This is a genomic window from Clostridium budayi, assembly GCF_055396605.1.
In genome coordinates this window covers 473645-492014 of sequence record NZ_AP042456.1, presented here as the reverse complement: position 1 = coordinate 492014, position 18370 = coordinate 473645, and the positions used below count along the sequence as shown (strand labels likewise).

Annotated in this window: 17 protein-coding genes, 2 pseudogenes and 1 riboswitch; of the genes and pseudogenes, 2 read left to right on the top strand and 17 right to left on the bottom strand. The window is 28.4% G+C overall.

Annotated features, from left to right (window positions below):
• From ACZ5TJ_RS02325 to ACZ5TJ_RS02265, 13 genes are all read right to left on the bottom strand, one after another.
• Complete coding sequence (locus tag ACZ5TJ_RS02325) at positions 1–1017, bottom strand: FecCD family ABC transporter permease (protein WP_464201026.1); 1017 nt, start codon at positions 1015–1017, stop codon at positions 1–3.
• A 52-nt stretch (positions 1018–1069) separates the two neighbouring features.
• A complete protein-coding gene (locus ACZ5TJ_RS02320; RefSeq protein ID WP_464201025.1) occupies positions 1070–2008 on the bottom strand; it encodes an ABC transporter substrate-binding protein in 939 nt (312 codons plus the stop codon).
• A gap of 259 nt (positions 2009–2267) precedes the next feature.
• Positions 2268–2585: a hypothetical protein gene (locus ACZ5TJ_RS02315; RefSeq protein WP_464201024.1), complete on the bottom strand. Its 318-nt coding sequence runs from the start codon at positions 2583–2585 to the stop codon at positions 2268–2270.
• Between the two features lie 230 nt (positions 2586–2815).
• Positions 2816–3058 carry a hypothetical protein gene (locus tag ACZ5TJ_RS02310; RefSeq protein WP_464201023.1) on the bottom strand — a complete coding sequence of 81 codons (243 nt, stop codon included), beginning with the start codon at positions 3056–3058 and terminating at the stop codon, positions 2816–2818.
• A gap of 403 nt (positions 3059–3461) precedes the next feature.
• Complete coding sequence (locus ACZ5TJ_RS02305) at positions 3462–4769, bottom strand: IS3 family transposase (RefSeq protein ID WP_464201022.1); 1308 nt, start codon at positions 4767–4769, stop codon at positions 3462–3464.
• A gap of 98 nt (positions 4770–4867) precedes the next feature.
• The gene (locus tag ACZ5TJ_RS02300) at positions 4868–5227 is read right to left on the bottom strand and encodes a hypothetical protein (RefSeq protein ID WP_464201021.1); all 360 of its coding nucleotides are present in this window, start codon (positions 5225–5227) and stop codon (positions 4868–4870) included.
• Between the two features lie 180 nt (positions 5228–5407).
• Entirely contained in the window at positions 5408–6499 is a 1092-nt protein-coding gene (locus tag ACZ5TJ_RS02295; RefSeq protein ID WP_464201020.1) for a DUF871 domain-containing protein, read from the bottom strand.
• Positions 6499–7746, bottom strand: a complete 1248-nt coding sequence (locus ACZ5TJ_RS02290) for a PTS sugar transporter subunit IIC (RefSeq protein ID WP_464201019.1) — start codon at positions 7744–7746, stop codon at positions 6499–6501. The genes ACZ5TJ_RS02295 and ACZ5TJ_RS02290 overlap by 1 nt, the downstream gene beginning before the upstream one ends.
• Positions 7747–8901 (bottom strand): anhydro-N-acetylmuramic acid kinase AnmK, encoded by a 1155-nt coding sequence (anmK, locus tag ACZ5TJ_RS02285; RefSeq protein ID WP_464201018.1) that lies wholly within the window; start codon positions 8899–8901, stop codon positions 7747–7749. It lies immediately after the preceding gene.
• Between the two features lie 51 nt (positions 8902–8952).
• A complete protein-coding gene (gene murQ, locus ACZ5TJ_RS02280; protein WP_464201017.1) occupies positions 8953–9852 on the bottom strand; it encodes an N-acetylmuramic acid 6-phosphate etherase in 900 nt (299 codons plus the stop codon).
• A gap of 44 nt (positions 9853–9896) precedes the next feature.
• Positions 9897–10931, bottom strand: a complete 1035-nt coding sequence (locus ACZ5TJ_RS02275) for a MupG family TIM beta-alpha barrel fold protein (protein WP_464201016.1) — start codon at positions 10929–10931, stop codon at positions 9897–9899.
• A 12-nt stretch (positions 10932–10943) separates the two neighbouring features.
• Positions 10944–12230: a PTS sugar transporter subunit IIC gene (locus ACZ5TJ_RS02270; RefSeq protein ID WP_464201015.1), complete on the bottom strand. Its 1287-nt coding sequence runs from the start codon at positions 12228–12230 to the stop codon at positions 10944–10946.
• 168 nt (positions 12231–12398) lie between these two features.
• Complete coding sequence (locus ACZ5TJ_RS02265) at positions 12399–13451, bottom strand: serine hydrolase domain-containing protein (protein ID WP_464201014.1); 1053 nt, start codon at positions 13449–13451, stop codon at positions 12399–12401.
• 121 nt (positions 13452–13572) lie between these two features.
• On the opposite strand from ACZ5TJ_RS02265, the gene ACZ5TJ_RS02260 reads away from it, so the two are divergent.
• The gene (locus ACZ5TJ_RS02260; protein WP_464201012.1) at positions 13573–13791 is read left to right on the top strand and encodes a hypothetical protein; all 219 of its coding nucleotides are present in this window, start codon (positions 13573–13575) and stop codon (positions 13789–13791) included.
• Positions 13792–13880: 89 nt separating this feature from the next.
• Here ACZ5TJ_RS02260 and ACZ5TJ_RS02255 read toward each other — a convergent pair whose 3' ends face one another.
• From ACZ5TJ_RS02255 to ACZ5TJ_RS02240, 4 genes and pseudogenes are all read right to left on the bottom strand, one after another.
• On the bottom strand, positions 13881–14717 hold the full coding sequence (locus ACZ5TJ_RS02255) for a MurR/RpiR family transcriptional regulator (protein WP_464201011.1): 837 nt from the start codon (positions 14715–14717) through the stop codon (positions 13881–13883).
• Between the two features lie 70 nt (positions 14718–14787).
• Positions 14788–15963: pseudogene (locus ACZ5TJ_RS02250) on the bottom strand (cation:proton antiporter).
• A gap of 62 nt (positions 15964–16025) precedes the next feature.
• A riboswitch (Fluoride riboswitch) is annotated at positions 16026–16086 on the bottom strand.
• Positions 16087–16126: 40 nt separating this feature from the next.
• Positions 16127–17001: pseudogene (locus ACZ5TJ_RS02245) on the bottom strand (cation diffusion facilitator family transporter).
• Between the two features lie 529 nt (positions 17002–17530).
• Positions 17531–17905 (bottom strand): hypothetical protein, encoded by a 375-nt coding sequence (locus ACZ5TJ_RS02240; protein ID WP_464201010.1) that lies wholly within the window; start codon positions 17903–17905, stop codon positions 17531–17533.
• A 269-nt stretch (positions 17906–18174) separates the two neighbouring features.
• On the opposite strand from ACZ5TJ_RS02240, the gene ACZ5TJ_RS02235 reads away from it, so the two are divergent.
• Positions 18175–18363, top strand: coding sequence for a hypothetical protein (locus tag ACZ5TJ_RS02235; protein WP_464201008.1), 189 nt, complete (start codon positions 18175–18177; stop codon positions 18361–18363).
• The last annotated feature ends 7 nt before the right edge of the window (positions 18364–18370 follow it).

Here is an 18370-nt window from a genome sequence, read left to right as displayed (position 1 = left end):
TTACCTTTCTCCTTTTCTAATTAAATATATAAATATAGGAACTCCAATTAATGCTGTAAGAGAACCAACTGGTGTTTCATATGGTGGATTTATCATTCTTGCTACTATATCACCATAGACAAGTAAAACAGCTCCAATTATTAATGATGCTGGTATTATATATTTAAAATCTGAACCAACTATCTTCTTTACTATCTGTGGAACTATAAGACCAACAAAAACAATATTTCCAGCTACTGCAACAGATGCACCTGTTAAAAGAATTACGATGAAAATAGATATTAATCTTACTCTATTAGTATTTTGACCAAGTCCTATTGCAACTTCTTCTCCTAAACTTAAAACAGTTATTTTTGGTGCCATTATAATTGCTAGTACCATTCCTATAATTCCAACAACGGCTAATAAATAAACTCCATCCCATTTAGCCCCAGTTAAGCCTCCTGATATCCAAAAGCTTAATTGCTGTGATAAATTAAAATACATAGCTATTCCTACAGCTAAAGATATAAGTAATGTTCCAATTGCAGTTCCAGCTAAAGCTAATTTTACTGGATTAACTTTTCTTGTAGTTCTTGAACTTATAAAATATACTAAAATTCCACTTATACTTGCACCTAAAAACGCAAATATCATAATACCTACGCTACCTATAGCTAAATTAGGATTTATTGCTTGCAGAACAAATGCTATTGCTATAGTAAATGTTGCACCTTGAGTAATACCCATTACTGAAGGGTCTGCTATTGGATTACGTGTAATTCCTTGCATTATTGCTCCTGAAACTGCTAAAAACCCTCCAACTAATGCAGCAGCAATAGCTCTAGGTATTCTAATATCCCTTATTATTTTTATATTTACATCATCACCATTAACAAATATACTTTTTAAAATTGTAGATAAATCTATCTCTTTAGCTCCTAATGATATAGAAAGCCAAAGACCTAATACTAATAAAATACATCCTATTGTAACTAATCCATATGTTCTTAGTTTTCTTTTCTTCTTAATGTCCATTTAGCCTCCTGCATTTATAACAAGAAGGTGGCAAAAGAGGCCACCTTCATAATTATTTTACTAATTCATTTTTAATTGATTCTAAGATTAACTCTTTTCCTATTGGGTTATAAACTTGAGTGAAGTATGGGCTTGTATTAAGCATTACAACATTGCCATTCTTTACTGCTCTTATTTGTGACCAAACTTTACTTGCTTTTAAATCTTTTTTATTTGACTCATCTGCAATAACAACAATGTTATCAGCATCTATACCCGTTAAGCCTTCCATTGTAACTTGTGGTAGTGATATACCATCTTGTTTTGGCATATTTTTTGGCTTAGCTAATTTCATATCGTCATATAATATTGATCCTATACCGGCATCAGTAAATACAAAGAAGTTTCCTGGACTTGCAAGCACTGGTAAGTAAGTTTCATTTCCTTTTTTAGCTATTATTTCTTTTCCTAGTTCTTCTGCTTTTTTATCGTAATTTTCAAGCCAAGTTTTTGATACATCTTCTTTTTCAAATAACTTTCCGATGTCAGTTAATCTATCTCTCCAATCATTTGCATAGTCTTTTATCATAACTGTTGGTGCTATATCTTTTAATTGATCATATATTTTTTCTTGTCTTTGACTCATTATTATTAAATCTGGATTACATGAAAGTATTGCTTCCATGTCCATAGTTTCCATCATTGAATGTCCTACAACTTTAGTGTCCTTAAATTTATCACTCATATAGCTTGGAACTTTAGTTGTATCATATGAATCTATATTTGCTGTTCCAACTGGCGTATATCCTAAAATAGCTAGGTCTTCACTACTTCCTGATATATCAACTATTCTTTGTGGATTTGTTGGTATTTCAACATCTCCTTTTAGAGTAGTTACAGTTCTTTTTTCTGCTTCTTTATTATCTGATTTAGTTGTATCACCACATGCAACAAAGGCACCCATTGATGCAACTGATAATGCTATCAAAATTAATGATTTTAACTTTTTCATATGTATTCCTCCCACAATTTATGTACTAATCCTTGAACTTACTTCAATGATAATGATTTTCATATTCGCCAGTTAATTATATAATGATTTATCTTATCAGTCAATAATAATTATCAATTATTATTCAAGGTAATATTGTCCAAAAAGTAATAAGGTACTTAAAGAATCATTGATAGGTTAATGAAAAATTCTTGAATAAATAAAAAAGCTGACTTCTGAATAATACAGAAATCAGCTTTTTTAGATTTAAATAATAATATTATTTTTCTTCAACCTTTTTAACTTCTTCTATAACTACATTGTTAGTAGTTACTTTTACTTTATTATTATCTAACTTTTGTAGTATAATTCCTAATACAACTAAAACAATTGCATAGAATCCATATTGAGCACAGTTTGTCATATAATAACTTATGATATTAAATGCATTTCCTTCTGTTACTAATGCACCTTGTGCTATCATTTGTGAAATATATTCATGACAACTTACAATTGCCCAAACCATAAAAATAAGTAATAATGCTGCTATTACATATAGTATAATGCTTGCTATATTTATGCTTTTCTTTTTGCTCATGATTCCTATCATCCTTTCAAATAATTTATTACTTAATAAAAAATATATTATGTCCTTATATTTTATATTATTATTATAACAAATTTATCCTATGCTTAGTGTGAATTTTAATTCACATAAACTTCTTCATAATTTTTAATTTGAAATCATAAATAGAAATTATAGCTTTCTTCTAATAATTTTTCAATCTCTTCTTCCGTTAAATGTCTGTACTTACCTTTTTCTAATGTCTAATCTAATACTACATCACCAATTGCAACTCTTTTTAAATACATAACATAACATCCTACAGCCTTTAGCATACGCTTAACTTGATGTTTTCTACCCTCTGATATAGTAAGATAACAAGCTACAACAGGTTGATTATATTTACCTTCATCTACGTTGCATAAGTTATCAAGTTCATCTTTAAAATCTTTATAAAGTCCTGAATTTACAACTTTTATTTTGGCAGGTTTAGTTAATAATAGCACCTCATCGGTAACTCCATTATCTAAATATATTCTGCCTAATATTTCTTTTATTCTATTAATATCATCTTTTTTTTACTTTAATCATATAACCTCCCCCTAATAATCTCAAATTTATAATTAAATTATAACAAGGCTGCCATCACTTTTGATTTTTAATCCAAAAATACAAATTTATGGTGTGAAAAACATTTTAACTTTTAATTTTAATTAAATATATATGTATATATAAGTATTATAAAAAATACTATAATATCATTATCAATATATTTTAATTATTAATGTAAATCTATGTGATTATTATATATCTATCTTAGATTACTATTAAAAAATAAAATTATATATTAAATATAAAGTGGTCCCTATGTCAAGGACATTTAAAAAAAGAGAGTTAAGATGCTAAAAGCTAATTTCTGTATTGAACAGGAGTCAGCTTTTTTAAATTCCATTGACAACGATCATTGTTATAATAATCAATATAATCATCTATAACTAATTGTAATTCTTCTAGGCTAGAGCAACATTTGTAATTAATTTCATCTTTCATGTGTCCAAAAAATGATTCCTGCGGAGCATTATCCCAGCAATTTCCGCGCCTGGACATAGATTGTCCAAGATTTTTAGATTTCAAAAGTTTTTGAAATATTGGGCTTGTATAATGACTACCTTGATCTGAATGGATAAAGGCATCTTCGGCTAATTTTACCTTAGAATTTGTAATTAACTTATGTATCGTATTTGTAACAATATCTAAAGTTATACTATCTGATAAATTATAAGCTAATATCTCATTTGTTGAAGCATCTTTGATGGTAGACAAATAAGCCATATTAGAATTTGAATATGGCAAATATGTAATGTCTGTAAGTAATACCTTACCTGGCACTTTTTGCTTAAAGTTCCTATTGAGTAAATTTGGAACTACAGTATGTTCCTTTGTAGCTTTAGCTATACGCTTATACGGATTAGGTTTTCTAATTGGACAAATTATATTAAATTTTCTCATTATCCTTTGTATACGCTTTCTGCTATAAATAATATTGAATCTTTCTTTTAAGATCATTTTAATAGATCTTGATCCCTTTTTATATCCTCTATAATTGAAAGCCTTTAAAACATTATTTTTAATTATTTCATCTTGCTTTTCACGATTTTTACGATTATTTTTAGACTTTAAATAATTATAGTAACCGGAACGTGAAACATTTGCCACATTGCATAATTGTTTAATTAAATTTCCTAAAGGTAATTTGTTAGCTAGTGACTCTATTAGTCTAAATGCTTGTGCTGCTATTACTTTACTTTTTTTCACCTGCCTTTCTTGCAGCTCTAATTTTTTTAATAATTCTATCTCAGCCTTTAGATATTCAATTTCAGCATTTTGTCTTGATATTATTTCGTCTTTAGTAATTTTACGCTTACGCGGACGCCCGCAATTATTCCTTCTAGTATCATCTAATCCTAATATTCCATTATCTTTATATGCTTTTCTCCATCTTGCTCCTGCACAATCTACGCGACGCATCCCAATAATATCTACATCAAATCCAGCTTCTTCAAAGATAACTCTTGAAGTCTTGCCTTTACTAGATTCAGCAATTAAATGTATTTTAAATTCATTAGTATAGGTTATTGATTTTTCACTTAACTTATTAACATATTTATTCTTTGATAATTTAACTATTTCATCCTTTGAAAATCTTATTTTACTCATAACAAATCCACCTCATAAATTTATTGTACAAAAAAGAACCTATAATAGATAGACTCTTTTTTATAAGTGTCCATCTTATAGGTTCCAGTTTAATATTATTATATCTCTTTTTTATAAAATACTGTTAAGTTATTAATTTTTAAATCTTTTTCTGCATTTAATAAGTTTCCATATTTTAAATTTTCTTCTGAAAGATTAATAGAACGCAATCCCATAGCTTTTCTTTGTTCTAAAGGTATTTTTCTAAATTCTTTAGGACAATACACTTTAGCTATTTTCCCTTCCTCTAAATATATAATCTTATCTACCAAATCCATTAAATAAAAAATCCGATGTTCTGCAATTAAAATTGTTTTTCCTTTATCTTTTAGTTTTTTTAATTTCTTACGTAAATTTTTTATAGCTATCATGTCCAAATTTGATGAAGGTTCATCTAATAAAAAAATATCAGGATTCATTGCATAAACAGATGCGAAAGCATTTTTTTTTGTTTTTCACCACCTGATAATTCAAATATGCTTCTCCCTCTAAGTTTTTCTATATATTACTTTATATAACACATTACCCTCTTCATTAAATAATGAGAATAATGTTTTTGTACCTCCTGCATCTATTCCAATATAGTACATATTTACCTCCTACACACTTTTAAAACTAAACTTTTGCCATGGTTTTATTTCCTTTAAAATAAACACTTCATCTTCTACAATATGACCTACTACATTGCTTCTTCCACTATTTTTCATTTCATTCAATACTATTTGTAACTCTCCTGCATAGTGTCCATATTCACTACTTTCAATTATTATATCTCCTGGTTTTAAAATATCTGGAGTATTAAATATTTTAAACTCATGATTCTTATATTTAACTCTACTTTGAGTAGAACGTATCATACTTTCACTTTTATCGCCTCTATTAAAATGTAATTCATCTAAAATTATCTTTTTTTCTATTTCTGGAATATTATTAACCAATTTCACGTTAAACGTAACCATATCCTTACAAATTTTTGACAATTCATTTAGCTCATCTTTAATTGGATAACAATTAGAAATTATTATATCATCAATACATCCTAAAGCAATTAGATGCTTAGCTTGCACCTGAATTGGTAAATCTCTATGAATCTCTAAAGTAGGTAATCCATCTATTACAGGCCAAGGTCCAAAAGCTTCATTATTTTGTGAAGTAATAAATGCTGCCGTTCTTAAACCATACTTTTTGAACCTATCTGTACAATCTAAAAAATGATGTAGATTTAATCCACTATATCTATGAGGATAAAAATTATGACAAGCAATTAAATTATACTTATTAGGCATATAATCCATTATTGTATCAATATAACTTGTATTATTACTCATATTTATCTCTATCTTTAGACCTTGAGGATTAAAAGTCATAATCGATTCTTCACTTCCACTATAACCTGCATCTAAACGTATCCCACCTGCTCCTATCTCTTTAAAAAACGTTAAGTCACTATAACTTATTCCTAACTTTGAGAATACCTTTGGACTTACATCTACTATTATTTCAAATCCTTTTTTTGAAGCATATTCATTTATACTTTTAAAAGTGTTTTTAATAGTTTCTTTATCTTCTGTCGCTGAAAGAAGACATGAGAAAATTCTACTAAAACCAGCCTCATATGCTTCATCTATATATCTTAATATTCTTTCTTTTGTAGATTTTTCTGGATAAATAGAAATTCCTAATTTACGCATTATTCATTCTCCTCGCAAAATAATTTATTATCATATGATTTAAAAAATGGATAGTACACAATTACTGATATTATTATTTGCACAGCACATAAAATAATAGCCGATATATCTCCACCTGTAGATATAAATGCACCTATTGGAGTTGGAAGCACCCATGGAACTAATATAAATGGAGCATTTACCAAGCCACTATTCATTGCAAACCAAGCTACTGTTCCAGATATAAATGGTGCTATTAAAAATGGAATCATCATTGTCTTATTGCATGCTATAGGAGTACCAAATATTACTCCTTCATTTATATTAAATAAAGATGATATAAAGGTACTTTTTCCAATACTTTTAAGATAATTGCTCTTAGATAAGTATCTCATCAAAAATACTAGGCCTATAGTACACCCTGAACCACCAATCCATACAAACCATTGATAAAACATTTCATTAACTATATATGGAGAAGTAAATCCATTTATTTTTGCAAATGTATTTAGGAATATCATTTGAAACCAAAAAGGTCTAACTAAAACACCTATTATAGCTACCCCATGTATGCCTAGAATCCAGAATAGACAACTACTTATTAATATTATCGTCATCCCAAAATATGATCCTATAAATTTCATTACTGGAGCTAATATATTACTTATAGGTACAATCCAATTAACAGACACTAAATTTGCAAGTATAGTCATTATTATAACCACAATAAAAATACCAATTATTCCATCTAGGTACTCTATAGCAGCTACAGGAACTTCTTTAAAATTTAACTTTCTTAAAGTAATCTTAGAACATAATCTATATACTTCTACAGCTATAATTGAAATTATAATTGTAGGAAAATATGATAAAAATAAATATTCATAAATATTCATAGTATTTTCGGCAAAATTTATATATTGACTCCATAAAATTAAAATAGTAGAAAAAGTAGTTATAAATCCAACCTTTTTCCCATCAATTCCATAAGAACCACTTAATTCAGATCCTATTCCATATGAAATATATATGAATAATATTGCATTAAAAAGGAAATATGGAATCACCAAAACTTCCTTGTTATTTTGTATAAAACTAATATTAAACTCCATACCTAAAGAAACAATAAATACAAATGTTCCTAATACCGTTAACAATGGCATAGCTCCTATTATTGCCATCTTTATAGCCTTTAAATGTCTTTGTTCAGATAAAAACATTATGGGATTTGATAGTTTCTCATTTAACTTTTCTGCCAATTCATTCATTTAATTGCCTCCTACAAAAGGACACTCACATATGGTCCCTAATACAACCTTCTCTCTTGCTCCTGTAGCACTTGGCACATTAGAAAAACTTCTATGTATTGTTTCATTTCCTAATATAACAAAAGCAATAGCCTCTTTTGCATCACTTGAATATCCTTCATCCTCTTGAGTTACTACTTGAATTTCAGGTAATAATTCTCTTAAATATTTTAGTAATGTAGAATTATGTGCACCACCGCCACCTATAATAACTTTATTAATAACATGCTTATCTAAAATGAAATTCTTATAGTTTTCTGCTATAGATTTTGCTGTGAACATAGTTACTGTAGAAACAATATCTTCATTTTTAATAAAGTTAAATTTCTCAAGTAACTTTTCTACATATTGTTCTCCAAACTCTTCTCTACCTGTTGTTTTTGGTGGAATAGCATTTATATACGGATTAGACATCATAAAATCTAGCATCTCTTCATTTACATTACCTCTTGCAGAAGTCTCCCCATTCAAATCATATCTTTTATTGAAAAGTCTAAGCATTACTTCATCAATAATCATGTTTCCTGGTCCAGTATCAAATGCATAAATTTCATCAACACCTACATTATTAGGGATAACTGTTACATTCCCTATCCCCCCTATATTCTGAAGAAGTACCCCTTCTCCCTTGCTTCCATAAAGTATATACTCACTAAATGGCACAAGTGGTGCACCTTCACCTCCAGCTGCCATATCCATAACTCTGAAGTTTGAAATTACTTTTGTCCCAGTTTCATAAGCTATAACTGCACTTTCTCCAATCTGTAAAGTAGATGGAACAACCCCTTCTCCTTTTCTTGGAATATGATAAATAGTTTGTCCATGACTAGCTATAAAATCCAATTTAGATATATCAAAGTTACTTTCTTTACATATCTTCTTAACACATTCTGCAAATAAATATCCCAACTTAAAATTTAAGCTACATACTAATTTCACATTAGAGTGCTCTAAACTACATGCCATTTTTATATCTTTTTTTATATCATCTGGAATGGCATAAGTATTGAAGCCTATCATCTCTATTCTTGTATCTAAGCCACTTCCATTTATTTTTGCTAGTATAGCATCTACACCATCTAAGGAAGTACCGGACATTAAGCCTACAGCATACATATATTTTGCCTCCTATTCGAAAAAGACTGTATAAAAATACAGTCTTTTTAATTAATTATTTATAGATTTCTTAACAAAACCTTTACTTGCATTTAATCTCTTAACTGCCTCTTCTTTAGTACAATTTAGTAGTACCATTATTATAGCTACCTTACATTCTCTATCTGATTCTTCAAATTTAATACTTGCTGTTTCATAGGTACATCCTGTAGCTTCCATTATAATTCTTTTAGATCTTTCAAGAAGTTTCAAATTTGTTGCTTTCATATCTACCATTAGATTTTGATATGTCTTTCCTATTCCTACCATACTAGCTGTAGAAAGCATATTTAGAACTAACTTTTGCGCTGTTCCTGCCTTTAATCTTGTGGACCCTGTTATTACTTCTGGTCCAACTTCAACTTCAATGGCAATGTCCGCAATCTTTCCTACTTCACTATTAGGATTACAGCTTAAACTTATAGTAAATGCTCCTATTTCCTTTGCTTTCTCTAACGCACCTATAGTATGAGGAGTTCTACCACTAGCAGCAATTCCAACTACTACATCATTGCTTTTTACACCTGCATCTACTATATCTTTTGCTCCTTGCTCTTTTTTATCTTCAGCGCCTTCTTTAGCCTTAACAAAAGCATCTGGGCCTCCTGCTATTAATCCTATTACCTCAGTAGTAGTTCCAAATGTCGGAGGACATTCTACTGCATCAAGTACTCCTAAACGGCCACTTGTACCTGATCCTATATATATTAATCTTCCATTATTATTTAATGCTTCTATAATATGTTTTACCGCTTCCTCTATTTCAGGAAGTGATTTTTTAACATTTTCTGCAACCTTAGAATCCTCTTCATTCATAACTTTTAAAAAGCTACAAATACTCATTTCGTCGAGTCCCATCGTTTTCTGATTTCTTTTTTCTGTAACTAAATGAGTGATTTTTACTTCTGCCATTGGGAACCTCCTTAACTTTATATCTTATTAATCATCTCTATTCTTTAAATTCTAACGAACTTAATTTTTGTCTTATAATCCACATATTCTAGTAAATCCACATAATCAGGATGTATAAAACCAATGTTGTTAACTCTAGCATCTGATTCAAAGTCTCTCTTAATTAATTGAATTTCTCCACAATATCTTCCTATAAGCTCATTGTCTATAGTTATAGAGCCTCTTCTACGGAATCCATTATTATATGGTCTGATTCCAGATGTTCTTGGTGTAATTAAACGTAAAACTGATTCTGAAAAATCTTTACGACAAGTATATTCTTCTTCATATAAATACTCATACTCTTTTTCAAAATGAGCTTTTATAGTTATTACTTTATCTTCTATATATCTATTTATATACTCTAATGTTTCTATTTTAGCTTTACTATCTCCTATCAGCACATCATCTACTCCACAGCTGCTGATTAACTCAATAGCTGCAACATATGGATGCATTTGACGATGCCTTTCTACAGTTGGTAAACCTTCATATAATGGAAAACGCTTTAAATCATCTCCTGGTACAAAAGCTTGTACTTTTAATCCATATTTCTTAAATACTCTATTCTTATCTTTAAAATAATTTAATCCAAGTCCTGTATTATTTCTAGGATAGAAATTATGAGTTAAAGAAATCTCTGTAAAGTCTACCTCAGCTTCTTTTGCTGCTCTTAAATATTCCTCATTAACAACACTTGCATTTAGCATTAATTTAAAATCCTTCAATAACTCCTTTATAGTATCAAAGTCATCAAATCCATAATCTAATCTTAATGCCTTAAACCCTAATTCTTTTAATTTATTGTAATCTTTATGAGAAATATTCAACTTTTCAAATGTTATTGGAGATACATCAGGAACTATTTCTAACCCCAATATTTTACAAGTTTCTAAAAATACGGGCATCTTCTTATCTAGCTCTGAATAATCTTCCTCAGGAATATGAAGTGATGTAAAAATATATTTTGCGCCTATCTTTGCTGCTTTTTCAAGATAATCATAATCTAAATCTTGAAAATAAACTGATATTCCTAACATATTTTCCTCCTGCTATTCACCATCTATTGATAATAATTCTTCATTTAAATCATTCTTTTCCATAGCTTTTACAAATGGCCAGAATACAATCGCTAAAATAATCCATGTTACTATAACAAAAAGTGCTGCTGTTAAATTACCATTAGTAGCTAAGAAGGCTTTTATTGGTGCTGGTGTTATCCATGGCACTGTTAGTACTGGCACTGGTAAAATACCTGTTGACACTAATACTACTGCTACAACTGCAATTACCATATAACTTAAAATAAATGGAATCATCATTAATGGGTTCATAACTATTGGTAATCCAAATATTAGTGGTTCCCCAATATTAAATAGAGCAGCTGGTAATGATAATACACCTAATGCTTTAATACGTTTTGACTTAGAGAAACACATAATAGCTGATAAAGGTGCTAGTCCTATCCAAACATAGTTATCATAAAATACACCACTAAATAAATGTGGTAATGATTCTCCAGCAGCCATAGCAGCTTGGTTAGCAACATTCATTTGAGTCCAAATTGGTGATGCAACTGAACCTACTACGTTACCTCCATGTATACCAACTGACCAAAGTATACGATTTAAGAAAGTTGATGTCATTACTGTAGCTACACTATCACCTGCACTTACTAATGGTTGGAATGCCCCCATAATAATTTGTGGTAAATTAATATTAAGTACAACTCTAATTACCCACCAGAAAGTAACTATTAATAATGATGGTATTAACGCTACGAAAGCTTGTGCAACCATTGGTGGAACACCTTCTGGCATCTTTATAACTAATTTTTTTCTAACAAAGAAACGATATAATTCCGCAGTAACAATTGCAATTATAAGTGCTGCAAATACTCCCTTAGGTCCTAAGAATTCTGTAGGAACCCCTGTAAATGTTCCAGGATCTTTACCTTCAATAAAAGTTTTTACTGTTTGAGCTGGAACTGTTAAAAAGAAACATGCAACTGAAAGAATTACTGGTCCTAAAATATCATTATTTTCACCATTTTTATTGTAATACTCTATAGTTGCAAAAGAAGCTGATATTGCTACAAATAAACCTATAAATGATGTACCAACTCCTGACGCTGCTGCAAACTTAGATGAAAATGTTCCAATAAAATCTTTATATCCTTGTACAGGGAATGATGCAAGTAATAAGAATAATGACCCAACGATTAATAATCCTGTAAAAGTAATAAAAGTTCTTTGGATAATTTGAACATATCTCATTTGAGAAAATTTTATTAGCGGCGGTGCTATCTTTTCCTCAATAAATCCTGTTAATTTTTCCATGTATAAACCTCACCCTCTTTTAATTTTGTAATATATTACAGTACTAAGTCTATCATATTCAAAATATTATTTCAATATATTTTTTTATTTTTTGAAACAATATTTTAAAAAGTGCAAAATAAAAGATAATGCTACAACAAAACATTCCCTTTCAATAATATCTTTATATTAGCTAAGTAATATTTTCATTATCTTTTCATGTATTTTCTTGCGTTCTTCAATTATCTTAGTATTTTCTCTAGTTGGATGAACCCTATTACTAAGTATTATTATTGAAATTTTATTTCTTTTATCAATTAGCAATGACGTTCCTGTAAAACCAGTATGAAAGATAGATTCATTAGAGTTCATTGCACTAAATGGACTCCTTTCATCAAAAGTAAGATACCCTAACCCTCTATTAATTTCTCCAACAGGAGTTTGTTTTTTAAATAGTAACTCTACTGATTTTTCATTTAGGATTCTGTTTTTATTGTATTTTCCTGAATTCAAAATCATCCTTGCAAACTTACTCATATCTTTTATATCAGAAAAAACTCCTGCATGCCCTGATACCCCTCCCATTAAATGAGCCTTTCTATCATGCACTTCTCCTCTTAATATTTTATGAAAATGTGGAGAGTTCTCTGTTGGTGCACATTTATCAATCAATTTACTATCTATAAGATAAGAAGTATGATTCATATCTAATGGACTAAATATAAATTCTTTAGCAACTATATCTAATGGCTTTTTTATTAACTCTTCAATTATAAACCCAAGTAATATAAATCCTATATCCGAATATACAACTTTAGAGTTTTTTTCATATATTGAATTGCAATTATATACTTTATTTCTTATTATCTCCTTATCTGCACTCAAATCTATTTTTATATCATCTGGCATGCCACTAGTATGAGTTAATAAATCAAAAATATTTATATCTTTATTTTTAAATTCTGGAATTATATCTTTTACAAGAGTATCTAACCTTAATCTACCCATATCTATCAATTTCATAGTCAACGTAGTAGTAACCAATACTTTTGTTAAAGATGCTATATCATAAATAGTATCAATATTATTCGCTTCTTCTTTTGATAAAATTGATTTTTTCCCTACTGAAAATAAATATTCTTCATCTTCTAATAATATAGCAACATTTGCTCCTGGAAACACTCCTCTAGAACAACACTCTTCAATAGTTAACTTAATTTCTCTTTTTTGATCTTCTCTCATTGTAAGTACCCCCTTCTAAAATTTTATTTCAATTATATTATCTTTATATTGACATTTTATGTCAATACTGATAAACTATACTTGTTCCTAATAATGATTTCAAAAGAAAGGATGATTAAAGATGATAGTTGTAAACAGTGGAATAATGCAAGATAAAATAAAAAAAATAATTGAATCTATTGAATCGCCAAAATTTACTTTTATAAAAAAAGAAGGTGTAAAACTTTGTTTTTCATGTGATCTTGAAGATGATGCATCAGCTATAGCAATCGCTAAAAAAGCTATCAAATCTGATCCTATCGCTTCAACATTATTAATCTCAATAAAATCAGAAGCTTAATTTCATGCTAATATAATAAAATTCCAAAAGAATACTCATATATTTCTAATTATATGAATAAATTCTTTTGGAATTTTTTATAATATATTTTATTTTATTTTTTTTATCATTTTTCTAGTTTTAACTAACTGTTTCTTAGTTCTTTCTATATCTTGTTTTGCAACACCTAAATATAATAAATCAGTTAAAATTAGAGACGCCATTCTTGATGATATAGCTCCTATTCTTAATTCTTTTTCTTCACTTGGTATATGTAAAACTAACTCTGAAGCCTTAGACAAAGGGCTATTAGTAAATTGAGTTATTGATATTGTTTTCGCTCCAACTTCTTTTGCATAAAACATAGCTTCATTTATTTCTTTTGTATTACCACTATAACTTATAGCTATAGCCACATCATCTTCATTTATGTGAATAGCTGATGCTAGTTGTATATGTGTATCTGTATGATGAATAACATTCCTATTAATTCTGGATAACTTTTGTTGAAAATCGGTACACACAATTCCTGATGTACCTACTCCAAATAAATATATATTATTACAATTAATTAAATACTCTATAGCTTGCTCTAAATCACTATAATTTATCAATTTATAAGTTTTTTGTAATGTTTGATAATTTAAATTTAATGTTTTCTCTACTAAAGCCTTAACATCATCATCTTCTTTAATAACTTCATCAAAATATTGATTAGACTCACTATTGTCCTTTGCTAATTCAACCTTCAATTCAGTAAATCCTTTATAACCAACCTTTTTCGAAAATCGTATTACTGCAGCAGCTGATGTATCTACTCTATCTGCAAACTCTTGAGCACTTAACATAACCACTTCATCTTTATTATTTAAAATATAATCCGCTAATTTTTCTTCTGTATCTGTAAAACTTCCAATACCTTCTCTTATTTTATATATACAGCTCATTTTCTCCCCTCCTAAGATTAATTGTAAAATTTCACATATGTAATTGTCAATTAGAAATTTTATTTCACAATTAACTTATCCACTTATCTCCAAAATATTTTATTCCTATAGCTCCAAGTGGTGCTGTAACTATTATTGCTAAAACAGCAATAGCTAATATTAAATTTCCTAAAGCCACTCCTGATGCAAGCGGTACTGCACCCATAGCCGCTTGAACTGTTGCTTTAGGAATAAATGAAATTATACAAAATAACTTTTCTTTTAAATTAAGATTGCTTCCCATAAGAGAAATATATAGCCTTATACTTCTTCCCACTAATCCTATAATTAAAACTATTAACCCTAATAATCCAGAGTGTACAATAACCGTAAAATCCACTTGAGCTCCAACCAACACAAATAATAATATTTCTGCTAACACCCAAACTCTATTAAACTTCTCTGATAACCTATTAGCCACTTTAGGATACTTATCTAATAATATAAATCCAATAACCATAACACCTAGAAGACTAGCTATAGGAACTATATTTTTAAGCATTTCCTCTAAGCTAGTTAACAACATACTTGCAGCAAGTATTATTAACACTTTTTCTGTATCTATTAAATGAAATCTTTTAAATACTTTTATTAATAATAAAGCTATTAATCCCCCCATACCAGCTCCCAATAATATCGATATAGGTATACCTAATAGTTTTCCTGAAATACTGATATCACTTCCACCATATAATCCTAAGAATGTTGAAAATATAGTTATTGCAAATACATCATCTATAGATGATGCTGCTAAAATTATTGTTGGTACTCCACTATCATTTCCCTTACCCTTATTAATCAACTCAAGCATTTAAGGTACTACAACTGCAGGAGATACTGCTGCAATTATAAATCCTAACATACCTGCTTCAACAAAGGATATTCCTAATATGTACTTTCCAGCAAAAGCAATAAAAAAGCCTTCTATTACACATGGTAAAAAACTCATTTTTAATGCTGTTTTACCTATCTTATTTAATGTATTTCTATTTATCCCAAAACCAGCCCTTAAAAGTATAACTAGTAAAGCTATCTTCCTTAAATCTAGCGATATAGCAAGTATATCTTTATCAATTAATTTTAACATATTAGGCCCAATTATAACTCCAAATATAATCATTCCTAATAACCCTGGTAGCTTTATCAACTTAAATAATTTGTTAGATATAAGACCCAATGTAATTATTATTGCTAAACTTAGTATCATACTTTAATCTCCAAACAATTTTTTACAATAAAAAAACCTACAAAATATAGAAATTTAATCTATACTTTGTAGGAGTCATTAGCATATAGCATTTAAATGGTGAACTCCATCACCTTTTTTTATTAATCCTATCATCTATAATATCTTCTGTCAACTAAAGAGCTCACTTTTTATCTCCAGTAAAATTTATATTCATCCATTTTTTTAGTTTAATACCAGACATATTATTATAAACTCTTTCTCTTACTTTATCCATCTCTTTAAGTTCATTCAATTTTGATTCCTCATTAAATACAAGGTCTATTTCGATTCTTAATTCTCTTCCAATCTTACTTACTCTTGTAATAGAATCTTCAAAATTATAATCTTCTTCTATATCTTTTACAATCGTATATATTTTATTGTTTATATCTTCATCTGCATTAACATTAACAATTTCCTTAAAACTATTTATTAGCGCTACTACAGGAACTCTAATAAACATTACAGATGATATTATAACCATAAATGGATCTACATATACTGTTAAATATGACAAAGAAGTTTTTGATAAAAGAAATGATACCATAAATCCAACAAGTACGGCAGCACTTAAAATTGTATCCATAAGCCATTGATTGCTTTCTGCATTTAAAATATCAGATGATAATTTTTTCCTTTTTTAGCTATAACAAAATATACAGCAGCACAACCAACTGTAGCTATTATTGAATATCCTAAAGCCATATTTGTATCTACGTAATTTCCGCCTGCTAACACTTCTTTAACTGCATTAGTAAAAGTAGTACTACACATTATTATTAAAACTATAGATTTAAAAGCTACAGTTATTGGCTCTAACATACCCTTTCCAAAATGAAACTTTTCAAAATCATTTTTACTTATATAATTAGTTATCCATAATGCTAAAATAGATAAAAATAATCTAATAAATGAATATAAACCATCAAACATAATCATGCTTGACTTAATTACTATTCCCCATCCTAATCCTAATGCAGCAAAAAACAAACAACCTATTGCTGAAAACTTCAACATGTTTTTTTCCACTTTCATATTACTCACCTCAATTAGTATTGTCTAATTTTATTATACAGATGCAAATTTTTATTGACAACTTACTAAAATAAGCTAAATATGATACTAATATAGGATATAGCAAATCATTACAATAATTGTAAATAACACTTTAGTACCTTTTGTACATTAAAAAAGTACATATTTAATACAAATATATACTTCTAACCAAACAATAAATATTCTATTTGATCAGCTAAGGTAATATTATTAACATTCCATTCCCTATCCACATATTCTTTATATTCTATTTGTATATTCAATTCATTAATAAACTCATCAAACTCATTGTCAAACCAAGGAGTCGTCCATGCACCAGACCTACAAATGTGCAATATACCTACTGTTATTTTTGACTTCATATCACAAATATCTTTATATAAAACATTAAACCTTTTATTAATTTCATCAAAATATTCTTTTCTTTCACTAGTATACGAGCTTAATATAATATTCGCCTTTTTTACTAATCCATCATTAAGTAACTTTCCTAACCAATTTGCACAATTAACTTCATAATTAAGACTTTCCGCCCCCCATATCCTAAATCAGTATGAGAATCAAAATTATATACCTCTTCACATTTAGCTACTTTAGCCAATTCATAAGCTACTTTATAAGAATCAGAAACTATAACTTTATCTATATTATTTAGATCAAAAATATTTTTTATGTTTGTCCAAAAATTATTTTTATCCTTCCCAACAACCATTTTTTTAGTTATATCTATACCACATTGTTTATTCTCTATATATAACTTATAACAATGCTTGTCTATATTTCTCCTATTCTCTAAGTAAGATAAATTGAAACAACCTACATAAGGCATAAAATAATCCCAATCTATCGTTAAGAGCACTTTCATTTAAATCATTACCCTTGCATTTACAAATCACTTCCTTAGTTGTACCATTTATGTATTTTTTATTCAATTTACTTATCTTTTCTACTTTATTCTTGTAACTATTCCTTTAATATTTACATAGTATATATAAATAATGATTTTTAAGAGTAATAGGAGGAAAACTAATGATAGATTCATTTGAACGTTGCAGTTTTAAAGATAATTGCTAAAATAATAATTTTCAATGTCCATGTTCAACTATAAGAAACATTCAAAATGATTTATGTGATATGAAAGCTACTTTAGCTGAAACTAAATCTAACTTAATATTCTTAACTCAAGTTTTATGCAATTCAGGATGTATAAATGAAACTGAAAAATTCCTTTTATTATCATTAGATAAACAACTAAAAACTCTTAATGGTCAAGTAGCTGATTCTCGCTGTGCTGTTGATTGTCTAAGTGATTTATTGCACTAATTATTAT